Below are 24,264 nucleotides of genomic sequence, written 5' to 3' on the forward strand. Positions count from 1 at the left end.
GACTCTATGACATTAATAATTGCTGAAGCAGGTGTTAACCATAATGGGAATGATAAGCTCGCCTTTGAATTAGTGGAAGCTGCTTATCAAGCAGGTGCTGACATTGTTAAGTTTCAAACCTTTAAAGCGAAGAACTTGGTCACAGAGTCGGCAAAGCAAGCTGACTATCAAGCAGCGAACACACAAAAGCAAGAATCTCAGTTGGCGATGCTAAGTCGCCTAGAATTATCGTATGAAGTACACCATCAATTGGTTGCCCACTGCAATAAACTTGGGATTGAATTCCTCTCTACTGCTTTTGATTCTGAAAGCTTAGATTTTTTGGTGAACGAACTCGGTCTCAAGCGATTAAAGATCCCCTCAGGTGAGATCACCAACGCGCCTCTTGTTTTAGAGCATGCACGTACTGGTTGTGATCTTATTGTTTCTACAGGTATGGCTACATTGGCAGAAGTTGAGTCAGTACTTGGGGTTATAGCATTCGGTTATCTTACTGACGATGACAAACAACCCAGTATTCTGGCTTTCCAACAAGCTTATGCCTCGAATGAAGGTCAGAGGTTGCTTAAAGAAAAAGTGACTATCTTACATTGTACAACTGAATATCCAGCGCCAATGGAAGAAATTAATCTGAAAGCAATGGACACACTAGGCCTAGCATTTGATTTAGCGTCAGGCTATTCAGATCACAGTGAGGGAATAACTATTCCAATCGCTGCTGTAGCGCGTGGGGCAGTATTAATCGAAAAACATTTTACCCTTGATAAAACCATGGAAGGGCCAGACCACAAAGCTTCTTTGGAACCAGATGAACTCAAAGCTATGATCGATGCTATTCGCCAGGTTGAAGTCGCGCTTGGTACTAGTGTTAAGAGCCCCACTGTTTCTGAGGTTAAAAACAAGGCAGTAGCTCGTAAAAGCTTAGTCGCAGCAAAACCAATCTCTGTTGGGGAAACCTTTAACATGGAAAATTTAGTGATAAAGCGCCCAGGCTCAGGTATGTCTCCTTATAAGTTGTGGGAGCTTTTGGGGAAAACAGCAAGTAAGCCATATCGAGCAGGGGATCTAATCGTTGAGTAACCTTGAACTTCCCATTGTAATGATTGGTGGCGGTGGGCATGCTAGCGTGTTAACCGATATTTTGTTGGAGAAAGGACGAGAAATTATTGCAGTTATTAGCCCAGATGACATAACTCAACGTGATGTTTTCGTGGGACTTACTCAACTCTTAGAAGACGCTGATATAACGGAGTACTCACCAAGTGATGTTCTGTTGGTAAATGGTATTGGCATGATGCCTAAGTCTTCATTACGAGAGAAAGTTGGAATCTATTTTAGCCAGTTGGGTTATCGATTTGAGACTGTTATTGCGCCAACAGCTCATGTATCAAGTTTTGTTTCTCTAGCTGAAGGCTCTCAAATTCTAACTCAAGCCGTAGTGCAGGCAGGTGTTGAGATAGGAGCCCATAGCATCATTAATACAGCAGCTCTCGTTGAGCATGATTGTATTATTGGTCAGCACAATCATATTGCTCCTCGAGCAACACTTTGTGGACACGTTAAAACCCATGACAATGTATATGTTGGAGCTGGGTCGACAGTAATTCAGGGTATTGAGTTGGGTAAAGGCTGTATTGTAGGGGCGGGCAGCACCATTGTTAAAGACGTTGACTCGCACACAATTACTTTCGCTAAACTAAATCAGGAAACTAAGTGGGTTGGAAATGATTAATAGTTGGAAAAAAGCCATCTTGTCACCGTCAGCAACACTTAAAGATGCGTTACAAATTATAGATTCAGAAGCACTCCGTGGAGCATTGGTCGTTGATGGCTTGCACACCTTGTTAGGTGTAGTCACAGATGGGGATATTCGTCGAGGGCTGTTATCGGGCAAGGGCCTTAACACTCCTGTATCTGATGTAATGAACTCGTCACCAGTAACAGCAACATCACTAAATTCAAGAGATCACCTAATTGAGGAAATGAATAAGCTCGATATCTTGTTCATTCCTATCGTTGATGACGGGAAATTAGTTGGCCTCGAAACTCTTCACCGCGCTCTAGTAAACAAACCAAGTTATCAAAACCCAGTCTTTATTATGGCAGGAGGCTTTGGCACCCGTTTGAAGCCTCTTACAGACAATTGCCCCAAACCGATGCTAAAGATCGGAGATAAACCAATTCTTGAAACTGTGATACGAAGCTTTACTAAAGCGGGTTTCGTTAACTTTTATATCTCTACGCATTATATGCCTGAACAAATTCAAAACCACTTTGGCGATGGTAGTGATTTAGGCATTAACATCACCTATATCCATGAGAGTGAACCGCTAGGAACAGGTGGCGCATTAGGCTTATTACCTGATGACCTACCTAAAGACCTACCTCTCATTATGATTAATGGAGATGTTCTAACAAAGGTAGATTTTCAACGCTTGTTAGAATTTCATATAGACAATAACGCTGATGCAACAATGTGTGTCCGTGAATACGACTATCAAATCCCTTACGGTGTAATAAATGGAGAAGGAAACAAAATAACGAGTATGGTCGAAAAACCAATACAACGTTTTTTCGTGAATGCTGGTATTTATGTAGTTTCACCTCAAGTTATTGATTCTGTGCCAAAAAATCACCGTATAGATATGCCTACGTTGTTAGAGCAACATATGAATAAACGCAACAATGTGTTGATGTTTCCAATCCACGAGTATTGGTTAGATATTGGCCGCATGGACGATTTCAATCGAGCGCAGGCTGATATCCATAGCTTAGAGATGTTCTAATGATTTACACTAAAAGAGTATTGGCGATTATCCCTGCCCGCGGTGGCAGCAAACGACTACCAAGAAAGAACGTGCTGCCTTTAGCTGGAAAACCATTAATTGGGTGGTCAATTGATGCAGCCAAAAAGAGTAAGTATGTTGATCAAGTATTCGTTAGCACAGATGATCAGGAGATAGCGGATGCCTCCTCCCTATTTGGTGTCGATGTTCCAGAGCTAAGACCAGACCACTTAGCATCGGATACAGCAACGACAGAGAGTGTTCTAACTTATACGTTAGAAAAATTTGGACGTGACGTAGATATAATTGTACTGCTTCAACCAACATCTCCATTGCGAACGGCTCAACATATCGATGAAGCATTGGATCTGTTCATTGAAAAACAGGCTTTCTCCGTAGTTTCCGTTACACCATGTGAACACCCACCACTTTGGGCTAACACGCTTCCAGAAGATGGCACAATGGGAGACTTTATTCGCCCTGAAGCATTAAAGCGCTCTCAAGATTGCGGTGATTTTTACCGATTCAATGGGGCTATTTATATCTTCGATGCTCGAAAGCTTATGGAGTATGGTGAAATTAAATACACGGAAAAATCCTTTGCCTACGTGATGGAAAATCGAGTTTCTTTTGATATTGACCAACAATTAGATTTTGAGCTTGCCGAGTTTTTTATGAACAAAAAGGGCTAAACAGCCCTCTTCACTTTATATTACTGCTTTAGCAACTTCTCAAAAAACTCCAAATGCTTCTTCACTGTCACTCGTGAACTAAAGCTTTCATCTAGGCGCTTCTTAGCCGCTTCACTCATTGTTGTGCACTTTGCCTTATCTTGTGCGAGCTTGTCCATAGCCACCCCTAACGCCTTGGCGTCACCAGTCGGGACGATATAACCCGTTTCGCCATCTACAACGAGTTCAGGAGCTCCACCTGTGGTAGTAACAACAGAAGTTGTGCCATTTGCCATTGCTTCAACAATGGTACGCGGTAGCCCTTCTCCGCTGATCGATGGCTGAACTTGAAAATCTGCCATACACATAATTGAAGGGATGTCAGTACGATGGCCGATGTAGTGAATTCGCTCACTCATAGGGCTCGCTTTCATCTCATCAAAGTGAGGCTCATAGCCACTACCCGCTAAGATTAAGTGGAAGTTCGGTGCTGTAATGTATTTGGTCGCCTCAAGTAAAACAGAAATACCCTTACTTGGCCTTACATGCGCTGCAGTAATCGCAACTACATCATCTTCATTCAATCCAAACTCAGAGCGCTCAGTTGGTGGTACTTTATACCAATCCAATTCATGCCCTTTGTATATGGTAACAACGTTATCTTTGTTCTTCCAAACGCGCTTCACCACATCTTGTCGCACCGCTTCTGAAACACAGACTATGCCATCTACACGAGGGTGAAGTTGAGTTAAATAAGCACTAGGGTCATGTCGATATAACCCGCCAGTAGTGCCTCGATAAACGACTAATTTAACGTTGAAACCAATACACGCAAACGCCGCATTAGGTATCGTCTTTGAGTTAAAAGCATAGCAGATGTCGTAATCATGAGTTTTCAGCTCGTGGCGAATCTTTTTAATGGTGTCAAAACAAATTTTACGTTTCGGATAGCCATCAACTACTCGGATACCATGCTCTTCTAGCTTTGATACATGCTCAGACTCACCTTGGGTCATGATAGTGACTTGGTGACCTTGACGCGCGAGCTCTATAAAGATCGCGGCTTCAGGGCGTAAGCTATTCCATGCATGTAAGTAAGATGCACAAACTAAAATTTTCATCTATCGGTTCCTATTTGGCTTGGTCTTCTGAACGGTTTTCTAGAATCCACAAGCCAACATATTTATTGAAATTCACTTGGGCGTAGGTCATTGCCACAATAAATCCAACACTACCATCTAAAAAACCACGACGAATGACATAGATTAAAAAGAAAGTCCAAATAGCACGTAACAAAGCCACCAATAAACCTGAGCTCTTCTTTCCTTTTCGGTGATACTTCTGAGAGCCAAGCCACGCATATTTTGCAGCCTTATCTAGGCCATGCCCATAATCTCGATGAGTATAGTGGAGCAAATAGCCTTTCAGAATACCTATCGTCCCTTGTCCCGGTACAACAGTTTCATGCACTTCATCCAACGTATAACGAGAGCCCTCTCTTTTGAAGAGTCTCAGCACAGCACGAGCACTTCGACCATGCTTAAGCGTTGTTCCATAGAGCGTCACTCCCCAAGGAAGTTTATACGCGGTATGCTTGATTTGATCTTGCTTTAACAACTCAATAAGAGCCTTGCTCATTTCAGGGTCTAGAGCTTCATCAGCATCGATTGATAACACCCAATCACATGTCGCTTTATCTAACGCTCGTTGTTTTTGTTTGCCAAAACCAGGCCAATCAGTGATAGTCACATCATCTGTATATTTTCTACATATATCAACCGTTGCATCCGTTGAACCGCTATCTAATACAATAATTTCATCAGCAATATCCACTACCGACTTTAAACATACTTCAACACGGTCTTCTTCATTTTTTGTAATTAAAATAACGGATAGTGAGTGCTTTCTCATAACAGTTCTCTTTCGATAGTTTTAAAATTTCCAGTGCCCTAGCACTTTCCTCATTTTATATTGTCTTAACAAGTTGAGCGGTTTACTCTTCAAGTGTGAGGTACCTTTATCGAGCAAAGCGTTAGTTGCACCTAATACTCGTAGACTAGATTCACCATCATTATACGGATGAATAAACTGACAGTATGCCTCTACCTCTTCCATTAAATTACTTGGTCGTGACAACGCCAATTCTAAAGTCCCTTCAACTTCACACTTCTCCTTAATATTTAACAAGTGAGACTTAGGACTTTGATTATTAAAAGTCACGACTGGTTTATGTTGAAGTAAAAACATTAACAACACCGAAGATGTATCACACAGCATAACATCTGCTGCTTGAAGTAATGGAATGACGTTATCTGTTTCTACAAAGGTTAGGTTTTCACTTTCAAGGGACTTATACATATCCACAATTTCTGTCGACATTTTAGGGTGAAATTGTACGAACCAACGCCACTTCCCGCTTTGTGACATACGCTTCACTTCTTCATACAAATGAGGGGCACACGTGAGATTACGTGAAAACGTCGAGCACATTAGAACGATAGGGCGAGAATCGTCATTATTTAAGTATGGATTTTCATTATGTTGTGAAAACAATGGGTCCAACATTGGCCAGCCAGTTTCTTCAACGTCAAAAAAGCCATGCTTCGCTTTTAGATCCAAAAATGGTGCCGTTGTTTGAGGGCCTTGGGTGCAATACATATCAAAGCACCCGCGAATTTCAAAATGATCTTCTCTGCCACGTCGATTGAGCTTTCCTGAATTAAAACCATGGAAAACCCCAATTTTAACGCCGGGGATAAAACTAGGAACGACATTACCCGGTACAAATACAGCATCAGGATTCCATTTATTCACCTCGGCAATACTGTTTAATTGAACCTCGTCATGCAATAGAAACCTATCATCAACTTCATTCCCCTCTAAGAACCAACGCACTTCCCCTTGATGTTCCAAGATTACTTTTTGTAAAGGGCGCAAGATTGCATATGAATAATTTTGTGATATGTACATCAAATAGCGACGTTTTTGGCAGTTCACAGTTTATCCCTTTAATGCCTGTTTTCTAAAATCACATTCTAACTTAAGATAGAGTTAATCTACGATGTTTCTTCGTTTTACTCTCAAAGTTTTTATATTCTTATGCTTATACGACTTATCTATACTCTTATATTGTCATTGGCCTCTCCGCTACTGCTGTATGGGCTTTATAAGAGCAAACCTGGAAAGCCAAGTTTTGGTCAGCGTTGGAAAGAACATTTCGGGACCACACCGCAAACTCAAGGTAAGAATCCTATCTGGATTCACGCAGTATCGGTTGGTGAATCGATTGCCGCCGTACCGATCATAAAGCAACTGAAGCGACGCAATCCAAACCAAGCCATTATCGTTACCACCACAACCAGCACGGGTGCAGAGCAGATAGAAAAACTCGGTGATTTGGTCGAACATCGCTACATGCCGATTGATTTTTCTTGGTGTGTACGAGGCTTCCTTAAATCAGTAAAACCAAAGCAAATGTTGATTATGGAAACAGAGCTTTGGCCAAACACGTTACATTGCGTCGCGAAAGCTGGGATTCCTATTTCAGTACTCAACGCTCGCCTATCTGAGCGCTCGTGCCAGCGCTATGCTAAATTCCAATCCGTCTTTAACCTTCTAGCGAAAAACCTTTCTCAAGTACTCTGCCAATACCCAAGTGATGCTGAGCGTTTTATACGATTAGGGTTAGATAAAGCATCGGTGCATGTGACAGGCTCAATCAAGTTTGATATTGAAGTCTCTTCTGAACAAGTAGAAAAAGGTAAAGCTTTGAGGGATCAAGTCGGCTTTAATCGTGATGTCTGGATTGCTGCGAGTACCCACCAAGGTGAAGATGAAATTGTTTTAGATGCTCATAAGCAACTTCTAAAAGACAACCCAAGAGCGTTATTGATGATTGTACCTCGTCACCCTGAACGATTCAGCCAAGTGACGGAACTGGCTAAACAGCACGAATTCAATACCGTCACTCGAACAAGTCAACAACCTATCGCCTCTGATGTTGAAGTGTATATCGCTGATACGATGGGAGAAATGTTGACCTTACTCGGTGGTGCTGATGTGTGTTTTATGGGAGGAAGCCTTGTAGGCGATAAGGTAGGTGGCCATAATCTTCTAGAGCCGGCGGCCCTGCAGTTACCTTTACTCAATGGCCCTAGCTATTTTAACTTCAGCGAGATTACTGACAAGCTACTGGAAGCCAATGCCGTGGTTATTTGTCAAGATAGCCAAGATATCGTAGGCCAGCTCGAACAACTGTTCAAACAATCAGAGCTGCGTAAAGCTAAAGGCTTAGCGGCTTATCAAGTGGTTGAGCAGAACCGAGGGGCATTGAATAAAACCTTGGAATACATTCTTAGCTAACATTCTTGGCTGTTCGCCATTCTTAACGAATAGCTATTAACCTTGGTAGCCTTGCAATAACAGTTCCCAATCCGGCTCTTGCCATTGAATCTGGCGCTTGTTCACTTCTTTTAAGAACGAGCGCTTTAAGCGATTCAAGTTGCCTTCTTTCCAGTCATCACCCGCTTGCTGACCACACTTATCAAAGTCAATAATCCACACCCTTTGCGAGTCATCAAGCAGGATATTATGAATGTTGAGATCGGTATGATTAACCCCAGCATCGTGCATCTTGCGTACCTCTTGGCCAATTCGACGATAAACATCCGCATCTATCGGGCCATTGACCAAGACATCAACCAGATCTTTGGCATTGGGAATTCGTTCAGACATTAAGTCCGCTCGATAAAGTAGTCCGCTTTTAATTGCTCTAGCAGCAATAGGCTTCGGTACATTCACACCTGCGTTTGCCAATATCTTGAGGACATTAAGCTCCATCGCACAGCGAGTACTCTCCCAATCAGAGAAACGATATTGGTCTTCGACTAGCTTCCCAAACAATCCGCCACGGCGATAGTGACGCAACGCGGCCTGTATTCCATCAAGCTGAATGAACCATGTGGTACCACGACCTTGAGCACTCCCTGAAATGGCTTCACGTTTTCGCCAGTATTCAGCCTCGAAGATCTGTGCGATATCGTCCTCTGGTACCTGAGCCAGAAGTTCAGGGTCGTACCAAATTGTTTGGTTCTTGGTGCTAATCGTTTCCATCTATGAGGCCTTTGGGTCGCTTTTCGTCATTGCTATTTTACAACTAATGCGAGTATCTGCATAATTCTGATGTTATTCACTTTTTTCGGGCACTTTATGTCACTGTTCTCAACTGCACCTCAATCTCTTTGCATACTTCGCCTTTCCGCGATTGGCGACGTTTGTCATGCTATCTCTGTGGTTCAAGCCATCCAGAAGCAGTGGCCTGAAACGAAAATTACTTGGATAACGGGCAAAATAGAAGCCATGCTGATCGGCGATCTACCCGGTATTGAGGTTATTGTTTTCGATAAGAAACAAGGCTTCAAAGGAATGCGTGAATTATGGCGTCAGCTATCTGATCGTAAATTTGATGCACTTCTGCATATGCAAGCTGCACTCAGAGCCAGCGTGCTATCTTGGGGGGTAAAGGCAAAATGCAAGGTAGGATTTGGTAAAAACCGTACTCGTGAAGCTCAATCACTCTTTACCAACCGCCACCTACCTATCTCGGACAAGTTTCATGTACTGGATAACTTTGCCGAATTTGCTCGCTACATTGGTGTGCCTTTTGATAAACCTCAATGGGATATCCCTTTAACACCTGAAGATGAACAGTTAGCAATCAGTACTATGGCAGACAAACCGACCTTGGTTATCTCCCCTGCTGCTAGCAAAGATTCTCGCAATTGGCTAACAGAGCGATACGCTGCTATTGCTGACTATGCTGTCGAACAAGGCATGCAAGTGGTGTTATGTGGTTCTCCGGCACCAAGAGAAGTTAACCTTGGTAGCGACATCGAAAAATTATGCCAGTCGCCAGTAACCAACTTGATTGGCAAAACGAACTTGAAGCAACTGACTGCCGTACTGAAACATGCAACGGTGGTATTGGCACCTGATACTGGCCCAGCCCACTTGGCAACTACGCAGTCAACGCCTGTAATCGGCTTGTACGCGCACAGCGATCCTCGTAGAACAGGACCTTACAACGATCTCGATATCGTAGTGAGTGTTTATCAACAGCACGTAGAAGCACAACAAGGTAAACCAGTCGCAGACCTTCCATGGGGAACCCGTGCTAAAGGCGATGATCTGATGAAAGACATCACACTCGATATGGTAAAGCAGCAACTCGATAAGGCCTTAAACTCTAGTAAAGCACCGAATTCGAACACTACATTAAGCAAGGACAGCTAAAATGAGCACACACGTTATTTATCCAGGAACGTTTGATCCGGTGACCAATGGCCACCTTGATATCATTGTTCGTGCCGCTAGCATGTTTGACCATATCACTGTTGGAGTAGCAGCGAGCCCAAGTAAAAAAACCATGTTTGAATTAGATGAACGTGTAGAGTTGTTACGTGATGCGGTGTCTCACTTACCTAACGTGTCTGTTGAAGGATTTTCGGGGTTACTGGTCGATTTTGCTAAACAGCAGCAAGCGAATGTGTTGGTGCGAGGCCTAAGAACAACCATGGATTTTGAGTACGAGTTTGGACTCACTAGCATGTACCGCAAGTTACTACCAGGGCTTGAAAGCGTGTTCCTTACCCCTTCAGAAGAATATGCTTTCCTCTCTTCAACCATTGTTCGTGAAGTCGCTATACACGGCGGGGATATTAGTCAGTTTGTGCCACAAAAAGTAGCAGACGAAATCACAATAAAAACAGCCAAGTAGTTCTCTTTATCTACTCCGAAAAATAAAAATAGCGCTCAGTGAGCGCTATTTTTATTAATACCTATAATTTAATCCGCCCCGAGCACGATCTTTCCGACACTACAGAACCACTAATAGTCAATCAGCCATACTGCCTCAACATTCTTGAAGCCCGTCACAACCATAATCGCTAAATAAGTGAACCGTTATTACAAAAATCCAGGCGAGTGTTACTATGGTTCAGTATAAATAAACACATCAATATAGCTTTATGAAATCATACTGTATTACCTTAAAAGCAAACCATTGTAGGCAAAAATCAACAGCTAACGCCCTTAAGGATGCTCAGGTTGATTTTGAGTTTTTTATCGGAGTGGATGCACGAACCGATGAACATCCTCTACTAACAAGAATTCACGATAGAGCTTTTTTACACAATATGGGTAGACCGCATGCAATTGGGGAAGTGGGGTGTTATGCAAGCCATTATCTTATTTGGCAAAAATGCATAGAGTTAAATGAACCCATTTTAGTCTTCGAAGATCATGCCGATATTGATATCGATATATTTCGCAATACTTTGACTATCGCCGAGCAGCATATTGAGCAGTGTGGTTTTATTCGCTTACAAGACAGTAAGAATAGACTACATTATTCAGTTGATAAGTACGATACACAGCATCTTGTAAAGTATTTGAAAGTTCCTCAAGGAACCGCCTGCTATGCTATATCTCCCAAAGCGGCACAAGCTTTCATCGAACAAAGTTCAACTTTTAATTATCCAGTTGATGTATTCTTAAGGAATACTTGGATTCATAAGCACCCCATGTTTGGTGTTTCTTCTGCTGGATTACAGCGTAGTAAACGGCCGTCAATTATCGGTAGTCGTAAACATAAAGGTAGAAAAGACTATTCTGTCGCCTTTATGAAGATTGTGAACAAAATAAAGAGTATGGCACTTAATCTATCAACAAACCTTTATCACCTTGCAGTACTAGATAAAGAGTTCAGACCAAAATTCTAGGTCTAGGAAAAGTACACTCACATTAAATTGCCCCCTCTCTTTATGCTTATACTTATACCTAAAAAGCAATCATGCGATTACCTATAAAAATAGCGCTCAGTGAGCGCTATTTTTTATTCAAAGTTTATCAATTACTACAGCGAGTAATAGGCTTTATACCAATCCGCGAAAGCTTTCGCGCCTTCTTGGATCTTCACTTGAGGTTTATAGCCAACCGCTTCAAACAAATCTTCCGTATCAGCGTAAGTCGCGTACACATCACCAGGCTGCATTGGCATGAAGTTCTTTTTCGCTTCAACACCTAGAGCACCTTCTAATGCTTCGATGTAGTCCATTAATTTAACCGGGCTGCCATGACCGATGTTAAACACGCGATACGGAGCAGAACTGGTTGCTGGTGACCCTTGCTCAACGGTCCAATCTGGTTGCTTGGCTGGTATACGATCTTGAACACGAATAATACCTTCAACGATATCATCGATATAAGTGAAGTCACGCATCATGTCGCCGTTGTTATAAATGTCGATTTCTTTGCCCGCTACGATTAGATTCGCAAACTTGAACATCGCCATATCAGGGCGACTCCAAGGGCCGTAAACCGTAAAGAAGCGAAGACCTGTCGTTGGTACGTCGTATAAATGAGAATAGGTATGCGCCATCAACTCATTCGACTTCTTAGTCGCGGCGTACAGTGAAATCGGGTGATCAACACTGTCTGCCGTGTGGAATGGCATTTTCTGGTTCAAGCCATAAACTGAGCTTGATGAAGCGTAAACTAGGTGCTCTACCTTGTTATGGCGACAGCCTTCAAGAATAGCTAGGTGACCGACAAGGTTGCTATCGGCATACGCCATCGGGTTATCAATTGAGTAACGAACGCCAGCTTGTGCAGCTAAATGAATGACACGATCAAATTTCTGTTCAGCAAACAACGTTACCATGCCTTCTCTATCAGCAAGATCCATCTCGATGAAGGTTAGGTTTCCATGCTCAATGCGCTTTAGACGATCATGTTTCAAAGAGACTTCGTAGTAGTCATTCAAGTTATCAATACCGACAACCTCATGTCCTGCTGCACATAGTCGCTCTGAAACTGCAGAGCCAATAAACCCGGCAACGCCAGTTACTAAATATTTCATTCTACTATTCTCAATTCATATCATTAGTGTAATTGTAGCTACTAGCCTGCCTATCTACTAGCGTAAAAAAGTGAACATAAGTTCAGTTTTTTTATACTTGGCACTCTTCACAGAAAAACGTGTTCCTCTGCCCTATTTTTAGCTCTTGAATCAGAGCTTCACAATTAGGGCACTTTTCACCAGCTTTACCATAAACCTGAAGTTCTTGGGCAAAGTACCCGGGCTTGCCATCTGCTTGTGCGAAATCTTTTAGGGTAGTACCGCCTTGTTTAATGGCGGTAGCGAGCACTTGTTTGATCTCTTTGGTCAACAAGACCCACTCTTGTTTTGTCACTTTGCTTGCAGGGCGCAAAGGGCTAATACGTGAAGCAAATAGCGCTTCATTGGCATAGATATTACCCACACCAACCACCACTTTGTTGTCCATGATGAACTGCTTGACGGCCACTTTACGCTTTTCTGCTTTCTCAGCAATGTAGTCAGCGTTGAAGTCATCGGTTAGTGGTTCAGGGCCAGAACCAAGCAACACAGAGTGGACTTCATCAGGCGCCGACCACAACCAAGCGCCAAAGCGGCGAGGGTCGTTGTAGCGCAATACTTTGCCATTGGTGAGCTTAAGATCCACGTGATCGTGCTTTGCTGCTGGGAAGTCAGCATCTAAAACGCGTAGTGAGCCAGACATACCAAGGTGAACAATGGCAGTGCCAGTATCCGTTTCAATCAATAGGTACTTTGCACGGCGCGAGATAGAGCGAATCACCTGCCCTTCTAATGCTTTTAACTCTTGTGGGATATCCCAACGCAGCTTAGGCGTGCGAAAAGTAAGGGTTTTAATGGTCTCGCCAACTAAATGAGGCGAGATCCCCATACGGCTTACTTCGACTTCGGGTAATTCAGGCATAGTTAGTCGTCCGATTTAGAGGAGTGGTTAGCGTTAAAGCTTGGAAACAGGTAGCTCTCTTCAATAGACACCGCCAACCACTGATCATTCCAGTTTTTTAACAACCAGAACTCAGGCAATTGATAATAGGTAATACGCTGGGGCTCTTCTTGGTCTTGATACCATACTTCGATGGTGTGTGGTGTATTTAACCGAGGCGTAAGGTCTGTGTAGGTCTGTGAGTCGACTTCCGTGCCCACAAGCTCTTTCCAACGTTGTGACAGCTCTTGTGCATTGGTGGCTTGAGGAAAGTCAGTATCTTCGAACTGGTAAACCCATTGATTATCTTGTTGAATGACAGACCACTTAGCAAAGTGTAACGCTTGAAGCTTTGCTGTTGGGTTCAGGAGATAAGGATAAGGGCTATCAACCTGCGGTTCAGGCTCGATAAGGTACGCTTTGATCAATGTTGGAAGGTTTAACACGCCAATAAAAGCGATCACACTGAACATGAGTATGTTGTTCCACCGGCGTCCACGATATCTCATCTGATTCTGCTCATCTAACCTATTGAACATTCAGTATATCGTGAAAGTGGCAATACTTTCTATGTTGTACAGATTTCTATCTATCAGAGGCTATATCAAGCAAGAATAATTGAGTTCCTCAAATTTTAGATATAAAAAAACCCAGCGATTAAACTGGGTTTTTCAATTCTTTCTTCTACTGAAGAAGAGCAAAAAAAGCATCAATTACTTGATTTTAGCTTCTTTGTACATAACGTGTTGGCGAACTACTGGATCAAACTTTTTGATCTCAAATTTGCCTGGCATGTTACGCTTGTTCTTATCAGTTGTGTAGAAGTGACCAGTACCTGCAGAAGATACTAGACGAATTTTCTCACGAATGCCTTTAGCCATTGCTTAATTCCTCTTAAACGTTTTCGCCACGTGCACGGATATCAACAAGAACAGCATCGATGCCTTTCTTATCAATGATACGCATGCCTTTAGCAGTTAGACGTAGTTTAACAAAACGTTTTTCGCTCTCTACCCAGAAACGATGAGTTTGTAGGTTCGGCAGAAAACGGCGCTTAGTAGCATTGCGTGCGTGTGAACGGTTGTTACCCGTTACTGGACGCTTACCAGTTACTTGGCATACTCGGGACATGAATGTCTTCTCCAATCGTTTCAGCTCGATATCAACCTTGGTGGCCGAACCTCTCTATCAATTAAAATAGAAGGTAAAAACCGTTATGGAAAATCCATACAAGGCTATCAAAGGTCGCGCATTATACTAACTTGACACGCATTGCTCAAGACCCGAACAGATCCTTTTTACGGATTTCGTGATCTTTTTTTGTGCAGCGCAGCTTGCTTGAGTAATCAGAGCTGATTTTAGGTCTAAAAATGTGGGCGGAATAATAGCAGATTTAACGCAACTAACAACCTAAAATGTGATTCAAATCCATCCACGCTCTGCAAAAGAGACAACTTCGCCATCTCCAACGACAAAATGGTCGAGAACTCGGATGTCCACCAGCGCTAATGCATCGGTTAATCGGCGTGTAATCCGCCTATCCGCTTGGCTGGGCTCAGCAACACCTGAAGGATGGTTATGAGCTAAGATTAATGCCGCCGCATTATGATGAAGTGCCCGTTTAACCACTTCCCGCGGGTAAACCGATGCGGCATCGATGGTTCCTTCAAACATCACCTCGTCCTTTATTACCCTATTTTGGTTATCGAGGAACAATATATAGAAGGCTTCTCGCTGGCGATCACGCAACATGCTCGAAAGATAAAGCTTGGTATGACTTGGGCTAGTGAGTGCATCCCCACGAGATAATGTCTCTGCTAGATAGCGCTGTGTCATCTCTAACACGGCCTGCAATTGAACATATTTGGCCTGCCCCATCCCTTTATGAGCACAAAACTCTTCCTGTGTTGCTGAAAAAAGATGACGGAGCGAGCCAAAGTCTTTGATCAACTTGTCAGCAAGTTCCAACACGTTCATTCCTTGTGTCCCAGTTCGCAGAAATATCGCGAGCAGTTCCGCATCACTCAAGGAATCAGGCCCTCGACTCAATAACTTTTCTCTCGGCATCGATTCAGCAGGCATTTTATCTATTGGCATATAAAAGCTAATCACTTGTCATGAACACGACCCACCACCTTAATGAGATTGAAATCAGAGATCCTTTGATAGAGATAAAAGGAAACGAGTCACTAGCAAAACCATGTAATTGATAAGTTTGATAACACCAATTTGATGAGCGTCAAATCTGTTCTAATTCTGCTTCTAGGCACTAATCCTTTGTTCTGATATCGTAAGTCCCAGAGAAATTAAGGAACAGAATCATGCAAACATTGGTTAATCAACTGGATAACGCTGACCTACAAGGCCTGGCTGGGAAAAAAATCCTACTTGGCATTAGTGGTGGTATCGCTGCGTATAAATGTGCCGAACTGACTCGACGCCTAATTGAACGTGGAGCACAAGTACAAGTCGTGATGACGAATGCAGCCAAGGAGTTCATTACTCCTCTCACCATGCAAGCCGTCTCTGGAAGGCCAGTGTCTGATAGTTTGCTTGATCCTGCTGCTGAGGCTTCCATGGGGCACATTGAGCTCGCAAAATGGGCTGATTTGGTATTACTAGCGCCAGCAACCGCTGATCTGATTGCGCGCATGACAGCGGGCATGGGTAACGACCTACTGACCACTTTGGTTTTAGCAACCGATGCGCCAGTTGCGGTATCTCCGGCAATGAACCAACAAATGTACAGCCACCCTGCGACTCAAGAGAACATTGCGACACTAAAACGTCGTGGTTGTGAAGTTTGGGGGCCAGCGGCTGGCGAGCAAGCGTGTGGTGATGTCGGTATGGGTCGTATGTTAGAGCCAATGCAGCTCGTGCACCGCTGTGAAGACTTCTTCCAACCTAAGCCACTTGCTGGCCGTTCTGTGCTTATTACTGCAGGCCCGACTCGTGAAGCGATTGACCCGGTGCGTTACATTACCAACCACAGCTCGGGCAAGATGGGCTATGCACTGGCTGAAGCAGCCGCGAAACAAGGCGCAACAGTGACTCTAATCAGCGGTCCTGTTTCATTAGCAACGCCAAATAAAGTTAATCGTATTGATGTCGACAGCGCACAACAGATGTTTGATGCCGTTACTGCTAACGCTTCTCAACACGATATTTTCATCAGCTGCGCCGCAGTTGCCGATTACCGCCCTGAGACCATTGCAGACCAAAAGCTTAAAAAGGTCGACGGTAAAGACGACATGACCATTCAAATGGTTAAAAACCCAGATATTGTCGCTTCTGTCGCTTCAATGACCGAAGGTCGCCCATTTACTGTCGGCTTCGCAGCAGAAACTCAAGATGTTGAGAAGTACGCACGCGGTAAACTGGAAAGAAAGAACCTCGATATGATCTGCGCCAACGACGTCTCAGTTGAAGGCCAAGGCTTCAATAGCAGTAGCAATGAGCTGCACCTTTATTGGAAAGGCGGCGATAAATCTCTGCCACTGGAAAGCAAAGACACACTTGGTTTCCAGATCCTCGATCAGATCCAACAGCTTATTAATGTATAAACGCACAAATTTGCTCTGATAATCTGCTGACACCTCTCGATTCTGTTGACCTAGGGCTTACAAAACTAGGAAACAGAATTGAATGGTGTTTATAATCCTTCTTCACTCAATCCTCATCTTTAGGAAAGGAAGTAAATAGATGGCTGGTACTCGAAAATCAAACCGTCGTGAAGAAATCCTACAAGCTCTCGCACAAATGTTGGAATCGACCGAAGGTGCTTCTCGTATCACAACGGTAAAGTTGGCCAAGCAAGTGGGTGTTTCTGAGGCTGCGTTATACCGCCACTTCCCTAGCAAAGCTCGTATGTTTGAAGGCCTGATCGAGTTCATTGAAGAAGCGTTGATGTCTCGAATCAACCGTATTCTGGATGAAGAGAAAGACACGCTAGAGCGCATACGCCTAGTGCTACAACTTATCTTAGTTTTCTCAGAACGTAACCCAGGCCTGACTCGAATTTTGTCTGGTCATGCTCTAATGTTTGAAAATGAACGCCTGCGTGATCGCATCAACCAACTTTTCGAACGCATTGAGACGCAACTTCGCCAGATCCTGCGTGAAAGAAAGCTTCGTGAAGGGAAATCATTCCCGGTTGATGAGAAAATCTTAGCCGCTCAACTGCTCGGTCAAGTTGAAGGCAGCTTGAATCGATTTGTTCGCTCAGACTTCAAATATCAACCAACAGAAAACTTTGATGCTTATTGGGCACTGCTAAGCGCTCAGATTAAGTAGCAATCAAATTAAGTGGCAATCAAATCTTAAGTGATGGTTATGACGACGAAAACTTCTTCAGCAAACGGCACAGCACAACACGTGATTACTAAGCCGCCTTTTACTCTAGCTCTACTTCACCCTAAATATTGGGGTGTATGGTTTGGTTTTGGGTTATTGGCGCTTATTGTTAACGTTCTCCCTTATCGCCTCTTACTGCTGTTAGGCCGATCGTTAGGCTCTTTGGGTGCTCGCTATGGTAAAAAGCGCGTCGCGGTAGCAACACGTAACTTGGAGCTCGCCTTCCCAGACAAGCCAGCAGATGAAGTCGCGGCAATGGTCAGTGAGAACTTTAAGAACACAGGTATGGCACTCATCGAAACCGGCATTACCTGGTTTTGGCCGACGTGGCGCTTCAAGCGAATCTTAGTAGATAAAGACACTCAAATGCTGCGTACACATAAAGCTAACGGCAAAGGTGTTCTGCTGTGTTGTGTGCATGCCTTGAACCTAGAGATCACTGCGCGAGCAATGGCTGTTCTCGGTATTTCAGGTTTAGGTGTTTATCGCCCGCACAACAATCCGGCTTATGAATTCATTCAATACCGTGGTCGTACTCAAAACGGCAACCGCCTGATTCACCGTAAAGACGTGAAGCGTATGATTCGAATCCTGCGTCAGGGTGAGATCCTTTTCTACCTTCCGGATCATGATTACGGCCGTAACAAAGCAGTGTTTGTGCCTTTCTTCGCGGTAGAAGATGCATGTACTACAACAGGCACTAGTATTCTGGCTTATACGAGCCGATGCGCACTTGTTCCGGGTTCTGGTTTTAGAAATGCCGATGGCAAGTATGAGATCATGGCCGATGAATCGATCGAAGATGACTATCCACAGAAAGATGAGAAAGCGGCTGCCGCCTACATGAACCGCTACCTTGAGAAGATTATCTTAAGAGCACCAGAACAGTGGATGTGGCTGCACAAGCGCTTTAAGACCATGGAAGACCCAGAAGTGGAGCGCGGCATTCGTTATAAATAATGAATACTGAACCAAAAGAAAAGGGGCTGATGAATCATCAGCCCCTTGTGCATTCTATAGTCTAATTACGAGTAGTATTAGATGCCGTATTGAGCGCGGTACGCTTTTACTGACTCTAGATGTGCTGCGTCTGTGCCTTTCTCTTCAAGGAAAGTCACCAAGTCAGTCAGGCTAACGATTGAGATAATCGCACAACCGAAGTCACGCTCAACTTCTTGAATCGCAGACAGTTCGCCTTTGCCCTTCTCTTGACGGTCGATAGCAACAAGCACGCCCGCTAAATCAGCGCCATTTGCTTGGATGATTTCCATCGACTCACGAATCGCAGTACCTGCAGTGATCACGTCGTCCACTAACATGATGCGACCTTCAAGCGCGCTACCGACAAGGTTGCCACCTTCACCGTGGTTTTTCGCTTCTTTACGGTTGAAGCAGTAAGGCGTGTCTACATCGTGGTGATCCGCTAGTGCAACCGCTGTCGTCGTTGCAATTGGGATACCTTTGTATGCAGGACCAAATAGTACATCAAACTCAATGCCAGAATCAGCCAATGCTGCTGCGTAGAAGCGACCTAAGCGCGCTAGGTCACGACCTGTATTAAACAATCCAGCATTGAAGAAGTAAGGGCTCTTGCGGCCAGACTTTAAAGTAAACTCACCAAACTTAAGTACTTCTTTCTCTAGTGCAAATTCAATAAATTCACGTTGATATGCTTTCATGCTCATCCTCTATGTTTACTCAATAAAACTTAACTTACGCCCTGTACCACCCTTTCAGGTTTTACAGACAAAAAAATAGCCCCCAAATTGGGAGCTATTAAAAATGACTAGTCGGCCAACGCAGCTTTCTGCGCTTCGACGATATCGGCAATGCCCTTATTAGCCAGGGCTAAAAGCTGCATCAGCTCTTCGTGGCTGAACGGTTCGCCTTCTGCTGTGCCTTGAATCTCAATCATCTTACCGTCTTCCGTCATTACAACGTTCATGTCGGTATCGGCTGCTGAGTCTTCAACGTACTCAAGGTCACACAGTGCTTGTGCACCAACGATGCCCACTGAAACTGCCGCTACGTGGCCTTTCATTGGGTTCTTTTTCAGTTTGCCGCTTGCTAGTAGGCTGTTGATAGCATCAGCCATTGCAACGCTTGCACCTGAGATAGAAGCAGTACGAGTACCGCCGTCTGCTTGGATAACATCACAATCGACAGTGATCATAATTTCACCCATTACTTTCAGGTCAACAACAGCACGTAGGCTACGAGCGATCAGACGTTGGATTTCCATCGTACGACCACCTTGCTTGCCGCTCGCCGCTTCACGACGGTTACGAGTGTGCGTTGCACGTGGCAGCATGCCGTATTCAGCCGTTACCCAACCCTTTCCTTGGCCTTTTAACCAACGCGGTACGTTTTCTTCTACCGTCGCATTACATAGAACTTTAGTGTTGCCGAACTCAACTAATACAGAACCTTCAGCATAAGCTGTGTAGTTACGAGTAATTTTAATTGGACGAATTTGATCTACAGCGCGGTCATTTGGACGCATTGGTATCTACCTTATTAACAGTCTGAAGTGATTTACTATCGAAAGAGTGCATCACCTAAGAAAGGGGTGAGACAGTTTTGATTGGGGCAAGATTATATAGCAGTTTATCGTGCAAATCTATTTACCGTTCAAAGCTATTTATCACGAAAGGCTATTTACAGTGAAAAGCGACAGGCTTCGAGAGCACACCATATCGTGATACTATGCGTGCGCGTTATTTTCAGAATGATAAAAGACAGGAAAATTCGATGATTTATAGTATGACCGCGTACGCACGCAAAGAAGTAAAAGGCGATTGGGGCAGCGCAGTATGGGAAATCCGTAGTGTAAACCAACGCTACCTAGAAACTTACTTCCGTATGCCTGAACAGTTCCGTGGTTTAGAGCCAATCTTGCGTGAGCGTTTCCGTAAGCGTCTTGCACGCGGTAAGGTTGAATGTAACCTACGCTTTGAAGCAAACCCTGCTGCAAAGGGCGAACTAAGCATTAACGAAGGTTTGGCTCAGCAAGTAATCAATGCTGCGAACCAAGTAATGACGATGACAGGTGAAGACAGCCGTTTGAACCCATTCCAAGTCATGAATTGGCCTGGTGTGATGGAAACGCCAGAGCAAGACATGGATGCCATCAACAAAGACCTACTTGAAGCATTCAACGATGCTATCGCAGAGTTCATTGATGCTCGTGCTCGTGAAGGTGAGAACATGAAGGCGCTAATCGTACAGCGCTTAGATGCAATCACTGAAGAAGTAGTGAAAGTTCGTGCACGCATGCCTGAGATCCTAGAGTGGCAACGTGAGCGTCTTCTTACCAAATTTGAAGATGCGAAAATCGAACTTGAAGGTTCTCGTGTTGAGCAAGAGCTTATCCTACTTGCGCAGAAGTCAGACGTAGCAGAAGAGCTAGACCGTCTAGATTCTCACGTGAAAGAAGCAAATGCAGTACTGAAGAAAGGTGGCGCTTGTGGCCGTAAGCTAGACTTCATGATGCAAGAGTTCAACCGTGAGTCAAACACGCTAGCGTCTAAGTCTATCAGCACAGACATCACAGCATCAGGCGTAGAGCTTAAGGTTCTTATCGAACAGATGCGTGAGCAAATTCAGAATATTGAATAACAGTTTGTCAGTAACACGCTGAATAGCCATTAACTGAATCAGTGTTGATTAACTAACAGTGTTGATTAGATCAAGATAAGCTCCTAGTTTTAGGGGCTTTTTTTGTGGATACAATAATGCCAATCACCGTAAGTAAATGAGCAAAAATCGGAGATCAGAGAGTTGAACCGGAAAAGTAACTTAGAACGAAGTATAGATTGTGGATTGCGATAAGGGGGTAACGAAGTAGTGGGTATAACGAAATAATGGGATAACGAGAGTAAAAAGGTATTAAGGGTATTTCAGAGGGAAATAAAAATTTCTAAACAGGAGATAATAAGTTAAAGCAGAAGAGGTATAGAAAGTGAAGATTAAGCTGGGAAAGTGGCGCAAGTTGCTATTGCAACTTGCGCCGACTTAAAATCTTATAGAGCTACAACGTTTGCAGCTTGAAGACCTTTTTGGCCTTGCTCTACTTCGAAAGACACTTGTTGGCCTTCTTTAAGAGTCTTGAAACCTTCAGAAGCGATTGCACGGAAGTGTACGAATACGTCAGCGCCGCCGTTGTCTTGAGTTAGGAAACCGAAACCTTTCTCTTCGTTAAACCATTTTACTACGCCGTTTGTTTTGTTAGACATGATGTGTCCCTTATATAAAAATAAAAAATTAATCGCCAAAAGTGCGATGCGCTGAAAGCTTGAATTATTTAATGTATCTATGAAGCCAAGGGAAACACTGAGAATAACAATGAAGCAATACTAAGGGTTTTACTTTACAACTGATGTTTCATTTAATAACTCTGAAAACAGAGCGAGGCCATTCTTGGTGATCTGGGTCGGGTTGTAAAGCTTTATTTGAAAATAATTGATGTTTTTTTGTTCGGTTGGCTTGAATTCAAGCCCAGCTAGGTCGCCGGGCTTGATTTGTAAGACTTTGATCTCAAAAAATTTACTCGTCCGGCTGCTTAGTTCTGAGATCGACATATGGCCAGTAATGGTGACCGACTCGAATCAACAGAGTTGCTGCTGCTAAGATAAATGCCGCTAAAGATAACCAAACGATCAATACCGCATCGAGTTCTTTCATGCCCAAAGTGATGTAACGAGCAATCGCCATCATCGCGATATAGATTGGGTATCGCACTGGGATCTTACCGTTCATCACAAACTGCTGAACCATCGCCAACACTTCTAAATAGATAAACATCAGCAGAATGTCGGTCAATTGCACTCGGCGTTCAGCGAAGACATGCATGAACTCTTCGACCATCGCAAACAAGGTCGCGAGCGTGATCGCCACCAGCAATACCGCTTCCATAATGTGGAATACTTTTAAAAACGGCTTACTAAAAGATTTAGGTAAGTGAGAAGGCATAGTCACTCTTCAAAAAATAATTAATCCAGTCTCTACAATAGCATGCATCAATATAAGTCGCGTACTGTCAAAGCACCGACTTTAGGCTAACGCCATTAACTCATCGGTAACCAACATTAAGAAGCAACGGTAAAAAGCAACAAATACAAAAATGGCCCCGCATTCACTGCAGAGCCATCTGTTTGTCTTTTACTTAGCGACTTCTTAGTGACTAATTAGCCTTAAAGCAGAATCAGGTAAGTTAAGAACACCACACACAGTCCGTAGATAAGCGGGTGTACTTCTTTGCGCTTACCTGCCACAACCATTGTGAATGCGTAGCTGATGAAGCCCATCGCCATACCGTTCGCTGGAGAGAAGCTTAGCACTGTGAACATGATGGTAAAGAAGGCTGCAATGCGTGACTCTTTCTTTTCCCAGTTGATCTGACCAAGACGACCTACCATGTAGATGCCGACTACTACCATCGCCGGTGCAACCATTGCAGCCGAGAAGATAGAGAAGATTGGGTATAGGAATAGCGAGATTAGGAACAGACCAGCCACCATGACTGCTGCCAAGCCCGTTTTCGCACCTTGAGAAGAAGCGATGCCAGACTCAGAGAATGCGGTAATTGATGTGGTACCAAGAATAGAGCCAATCACAGTACCGCCCGCATCTGCTACTAGAGCCGATTTCGCGTTTGGCACCTTACCGTCTTTATCGATGATGCCCGCATCACGGCCAACGCCGACAATGGTGCTCAAGCCATCAAAGAAATCGACAATCAAGAATATAAGTACGATGAACAGTAGGTCGAACATTTTCTCTGGCGTGAAAGCAGAGAAATCAAAGATAGCGCCGAAGCTGCCAGCCATGCTTGGTGGCATAGCAATCAACTGCTCTGGGATTGGTGCGTTTGAAGTGCCCATGAAGACGTCAGCAAGAATCGTCAACACGATAGCAGAAACGAATGAGATGAACGTTGCTAGCTTGATGTCACGAACCATACAACCCAGTGCGATGAAGATGCTCACGTAAGCGATGATCACTTTTGGATCAGAAATGTCGCCTAAGCCTACCAATACGAATGGGTTAGAAACGATGATGCCCGCATTCTTAAGACCTAAGAAAGCAATGAACAGTCCGAGAGACACGGTAATCGCCAACTTCAAATCTTCAGGAATCGATTCAATCATCGATTTACGAATATTGGTCAATGAGAACGCAAGGTACAAAATACCAGATAGGAAGATACCGAACAGCGCTTCATTCCAAAGCACGGCAACAGATCCACTTAACAGCAGACCTTTGAAAAAGCCGTTCATACTCATGCCCGGCGCTAGCATTACAGGGTAGTTGCCCCAAATGCCCATAATTAGGGTTGCGATTGCCGCAGACAGAGCCGTTGCAGTAAACACGGCACCTTTGTCCATGCCTGGAATATCACCCAAAATTGCTGGGTTAACCGCCAGAATGTAACTCATCGCCAAGAAAGTAATGAAACCCGCATACAGCTCAGTGCCAATCGTGGTTTTTCTTTCAGTGATTTTAAACATCGAATCAAGCGAGCCAGAGGTGTTCTGGGCTTTCAGGGTGGAATCGGTACTCACAACAAAACCTTTGCAATAAATTAAGAATTTGGTGATTCAAATGCTGTGAGAATAG

General features: G+C 43.9%; 27 protein-coding genes. 12 read left to right on the forward strand and 15 right to left on the reverse strand.

Annotation, left to right across the window (positions count from 1 at the left end):
- Positions 1–6: 6 nt before the first annotated feature.
- The 4 genes from neuB to AB4307_RS04215 are packed head-to-tail and all read left to right on the forward strand — an operon-like array spanning position 7 to position 3,478.
- Positions 7–1,080 (forward strand): N-acetylneuraminate synthase, encoded by a 1,074-nt coding sequence (gene neuB / locus AB4307_RS04200; RefSeq protein ID WP_372131227.1) that lies wholly within the window; start codon positions 7–9, stop codon positions 1,078–1,080.
- On the forward strand, positions 1,073–1,732 hold the full coding sequence (locus AB4307_RS04205) for an acetyltransferase (protein WP_016788456.1): 660 nt from the start codon (positions 1,073–1,075) through the stop codon (positions 1,730–1,732). Before neuB ends, AB4307_RS04205 begins: the two co-directional genes overlap by 8 nt.
- Positions 1,725–2,786, forward strand: coding sequence for a nucleotidyltransferase family protein (locus AB4307_RS04210; RefSeq protein ID WP_372131229.1), 1,062 nt, complete (start codon positions 1,725–1,727; stop codon positions 2,784–2,786). Before AB4307_RS04205 ends, AB4307_RS04210 begins: the two co-directional genes overlap by 8 nt.
- Positions 2,786–3,478 carry an acylneuraminate cytidylyltransferase family protein gene (locus tag AB4307_RS04215; RefSeq protein ID WP_372131231.1) on the forward strand — a complete coding sequence of 231 codons (693 nt, stop codon included), beginning with the start codon at positions 2,786–2,788 and terminating at the stop codon, positions 3,476–3,478. The genes AB4307_RS04210 and AB4307_RS04215 overlap by 1 nt, the downstream gene beginning before the upstream one ends.
- 20 nt (positions 3,479–3,498) lie before the next feature.
- Here AB4307_RS04215 and AB4307_RS04220 read toward each other — a convergent pair whose 3' ends face one another.
- From AB4307_RS04220 to AB4307_RS04230, 3 genes are read right to left on the reverse strand one after another with little or no spacing between them, the layout of a single operon-like run.
- Complete coding sequence (locus tag AB4307_RS04220) at positions 3,499–4,578, reverse strand: glycosyltransferase family 4 protein (protein WP_372131233.1); 1,080 nt, start codon at positions 4,576–4,578, stop codon at positions 3,499–3,501.
- 10 nt (positions 4,579–4,588) lie between these two features.
- Complete coding sequence (locus AB4307_RS04225; protein ID WP_372131235.1) at positions 4,589–5,368, reverse strand: glycosyltransferase family 2 protein; 780 nt, start codon at positions 5,366–5,368, stop codon at positions 4,589–4,591.
- 21 nt (positions 5,369–5,389) lie between these two features.
- Complete coding sequence (locus tag AB4307_RS04230; protein ID WP_372131237.1) at positions 5,390–6,454, reverse strand: CDP-glycerol glycerophosphotransferase family protein; 1,065 nt, start codon at positions 6,452–6,454, stop codon at positions 5,390–5,392.
- A gap of 102 nt (positions 6,455–6,556) precedes the next feature.
- On the opposite strand from AB4307_RS04230, the gene waaA reads away from it, so the two are divergent.
- Positions 6,557–7,819 (forward strand): lipid IV(A) 3-deoxy-D-manno-octulosonic acid transferase, encoded by a 1,263-nt coding sequence (gene waaA, locus AB4307_RS04235; RefSeq protein ID WP_372131239.1) that lies wholly within the window; start codon positions 6,557–6,559, stop codon positions 7,817–7,819.
- A 36-nt stretch (positions 7,820–7,855) separates the two neighbouring features.
- Here waaA and AB4307_RS04240 read toward each other — a convergent pair whose 3' ends face one another.
- The gene (locus tag AB4307_RS04240; protein ID WP_108093379.1) at positions 7,856–8,569 is read right to left on the reverse strand and encodes a 3-deoxy-D-manno-octulosonic acid kinase; all 714 of its coding nucleotides are present in this window, start codon (positions 8,567–8,569) and stop codon (positions 7,856–7,858) included.
- 96 nt (positions 8,570–8,665) lie between these two features.
- Here AB4307_RS04240 and AB4307_RS04245 point away from each other — a divergent pair, with 96 nt between their 5' ends.
- From AB4307_RS04245 to AB4307_RS04255, 3 genes are all read left to right on the forward strand, one after another.
- Positions 8,666–9,748, forward strand: a complete 1,083-nt coding sequence (locus AB4307_RS04245) for a glycosyltransferase family 9 protein (RefSeq protein ID WP_372131241.1) — start codon at positions 8,666–8,668, stop codon at positions 9,746–9,748.
- A 1-nt stretch (position 9,749) separates the two neighbouring features.
- Entirely contained in the window at positions 9,750–10,232 is a 483-nt protein-coding gene (gene coaD / locus AB4307_RS04250; RefSeq protein WP_017063092.1) for a pantetheine-phosphate adenylyltransferase, read from the forward strand.
- 250 nt (positions 10,233–10,482) lie between these two features.
- Complete coding sequence (locus tag AB4307_RS04255; protein WP_016792613.1) at positions 10,483–11,235, forward strand: glycosyltransferase family 25 protein; 753 nt, start codon at positions 10,483–10,485, stop codon at positions 11,233–11,235.
- A 134-nt stretch (positions 11,236–11,369) separates the two neighbouring features.
- Here AB4307_RS04255 and AB4307_RS04260 read toward each other — a convergent pair whose 3' ends face one another.
- From AB4307_RS04260 to radC, 6 genes are all read right to left on the reverse strand, one after another.
- Complete coding sequence (locus tag AB4307_RS04260) at positions 11,370–12,374, reverse strand: NAD-dependent epimerase (protein ID WP_372131243.1); 1,005 nt, start codon at positions 12,372–12,374, stop codon at positions 11,370–11,372.
- Positions 12,375–12,465: 91 nt separating this feature from the next.
- Entirely contained in the window at positions 12,466–13,275 is an 810-nt protein-coding gene (mutM, locus tag AB4307_RS04265; protein ID WP_372131245.1) for a bifunctional DNA-formamidopyrimidine glycosylase/DNA-(apurinic or apyrimidinic site) lyase, read from the reverse strand.
- Between the two features lie 2 nt (positions 13,276–13,277).
- Positions 13,278–13,802, reverse strand: coding sequence for a hypothetical protein (locus AB4307_RS04270; protein WP_032546317.1), 525 nt, complete (start codon positions 13,800–13,802; stop codon positions 13,278–13,280).
- Positions 13,803–14,006: 204 nt separating this feature from the next.
- The gene (gene rpmG / locus AB4307_RS04275; protein ID WP_002535344.1) at positions 14,007–14,174 is read right to left on the reverse strand and encodes a 50S ribosomal protein L33; all 168 of its coding nucleotides are present in this window, start codon (positions 14,172–14,174) and stop codon (positions 14,007–14,009) included.
- A gap of 13 nt (positions 14,175–14,187) precedes the next feature.
- Complete coding sequence (rpmB, locus tag AB4307_RS04280; protein ID WP_004728407.1) at positions 14,188–14,424, reverse strand: 50S ribosomal protein L28; 237 nt, start codon at positions 14,422–14,424, stop codon at positions 14,188–14,190.
- Positions 14,425–14,715: 291 nt separating this feature from the next.
- Positions 14,716–15,390, reverse strand: coding sequence for a RadC family protein (gene radC / locus AB4307_RS04285; RefSeq protein ID WP_048607667.1), 675 nt, complete (start codon positions 15,388–15,390; stop codon positions 14,716–14,718).
- Between the two features lie 224 nt (positions 15,391–15,614).
- Between radC and coaBC the strand changes: the two genes are divergently transcribed.
- The 3 genes from coaBC (at position 15,615) to lpxL (ending at position 18,606) form a co-directional block, all read left to right on the forward strand.
- On the forward strand, positions 15,615–16,856 hold the full coding sequence (coaBC, locus tag AB4307_RS04290; protein ID WP_065584549.1) for a bifunctional phosphopantothenoylcysteine decarboxylase/phosphopantothenate--cysteine ligase CoaBC: 1,242 nt from the start codon (positions 15,615–15,617) through the stop codon (positions 16,854–16,856).
- A 139-nt stretch (positions 16,857–16,995) separates the two neighbouring features.
- Complete coding sequence (gene slmA / locus AB4307_RS04295; protein WP_004741428.1) at positions 16,996–17,586, forward strand: nucleoid occlusion factor SlmA; 591 nt, start codon at positions 16,996–16,998, stop codon at positions 17,584–17,586.
- Between the two features lie 39 nt (positions 17,587–17,625).
- On the forward strand, positions 17,626–18,606 hold the full coding sequence (lpxL, locus tag AB4307_RS04300) for an LpxL/LpxP family Kdo(2)-lipid IV(A) lauroyl/palmitoleoyl acyltransferase (RefSeq protein ID WP_371725378.1): 981 nt from the start codon (positions 17,626–17,628) through the stop codon (positions 18,604–18,606).
- 77 nt (positions 18,607–18,683) lie between these two features.
- Here lpxL and pyrE read toward each other — a convergent pair whose 3' ends face one another.
- The gene (gene pyrE / locus AB4307_RS04305; RefSeq protein WP_017059267.1) at positions 18,684–19,325 is read right to left on the reverse strand and encodes an orotate phosphoribosyltransferase; all 642 of its coding nucleotides are present in this window, start codon (positions 19,323–19,325) and stop codon (positions 18,684–18,686) included.
- Positions 19,326–19,432: 107 nt separating this feature from the next.
- Entirely contained in the window at positions 19,433–20,149 is a 717-nt protein-coding gene (rph, locus tag AB4307_RS04310; protein ID WP_009847983.1) for a ribonuclease PH, read from the reverse strand.
- Positions 20,150–20,397: 248 nt separating this feature from the next.
- Between rph and AB4307_RS04315 the strand changes: the two genes are divergently transcribed.
- A complete protein-coding gene (locus AB4307_RS04315) occupies positions 20,398–21,264 on the forward strand; it encodes a YicC/YloC family endoribonuclease (RefSeq protein WP_017059268.1) in 867 nt (288 codons plus the stop codon).
- 404 nt (positions 21,265–21,668) lie between these two features.
- Here AB4307_RS04315 and cspE read toward each other — a convergent pair whose 3' ends face one another.
- From cspE to AB4307_RS04330, 3 genes are all read right to left on the reverse strand, one after another.
- Entirely contained in the window at positions 21,669–21,881 is a 213-nt protein-coding gene (cspE, locus tag AB4307_RS04320; protein WP_004735656.1) for a transcription antiterminator/RNA stability regulator CspE, read from the reverse strand.
- Between the two features lie 310 nt (positions 21,882–22,191).
- Positions 22,192–22,617, reverse strand: a complete 426-nt coding sequence (locus AB4307_RS04325) for a phosphate-starvation-inducible protein PsiE (protein ID WP_017062464.1) — start codon at positions 22,615–22,617, stop codon at positions 22,192–22,194.
- Between the two features lie 221 nt (positions 22,618–22,838).
- Complete coding sequence (locus AB4307_RS04330) at positions 22,839–24,209, reverse strand: NCS2 family permease (protein ID WP_372131247.1); 1,371 nt, start codon at positions 24,207–24,209, stop codon at positions 22,839–22,841.
- Positions 24,210–24,264: the final 55 nt, after the last annotated feature.

The sequence above is a fragment of the Vibrio sp. 10N.261.52.C2 genome, assembly GCF_041471425.1.
GTDB classification, from domain to species: Bacteria; Pseudomonadota; Gammaproteobacteria; order Enterobacterales; family Vibrionaceae; genus Vibrio; species Vibrio crassostreae_C.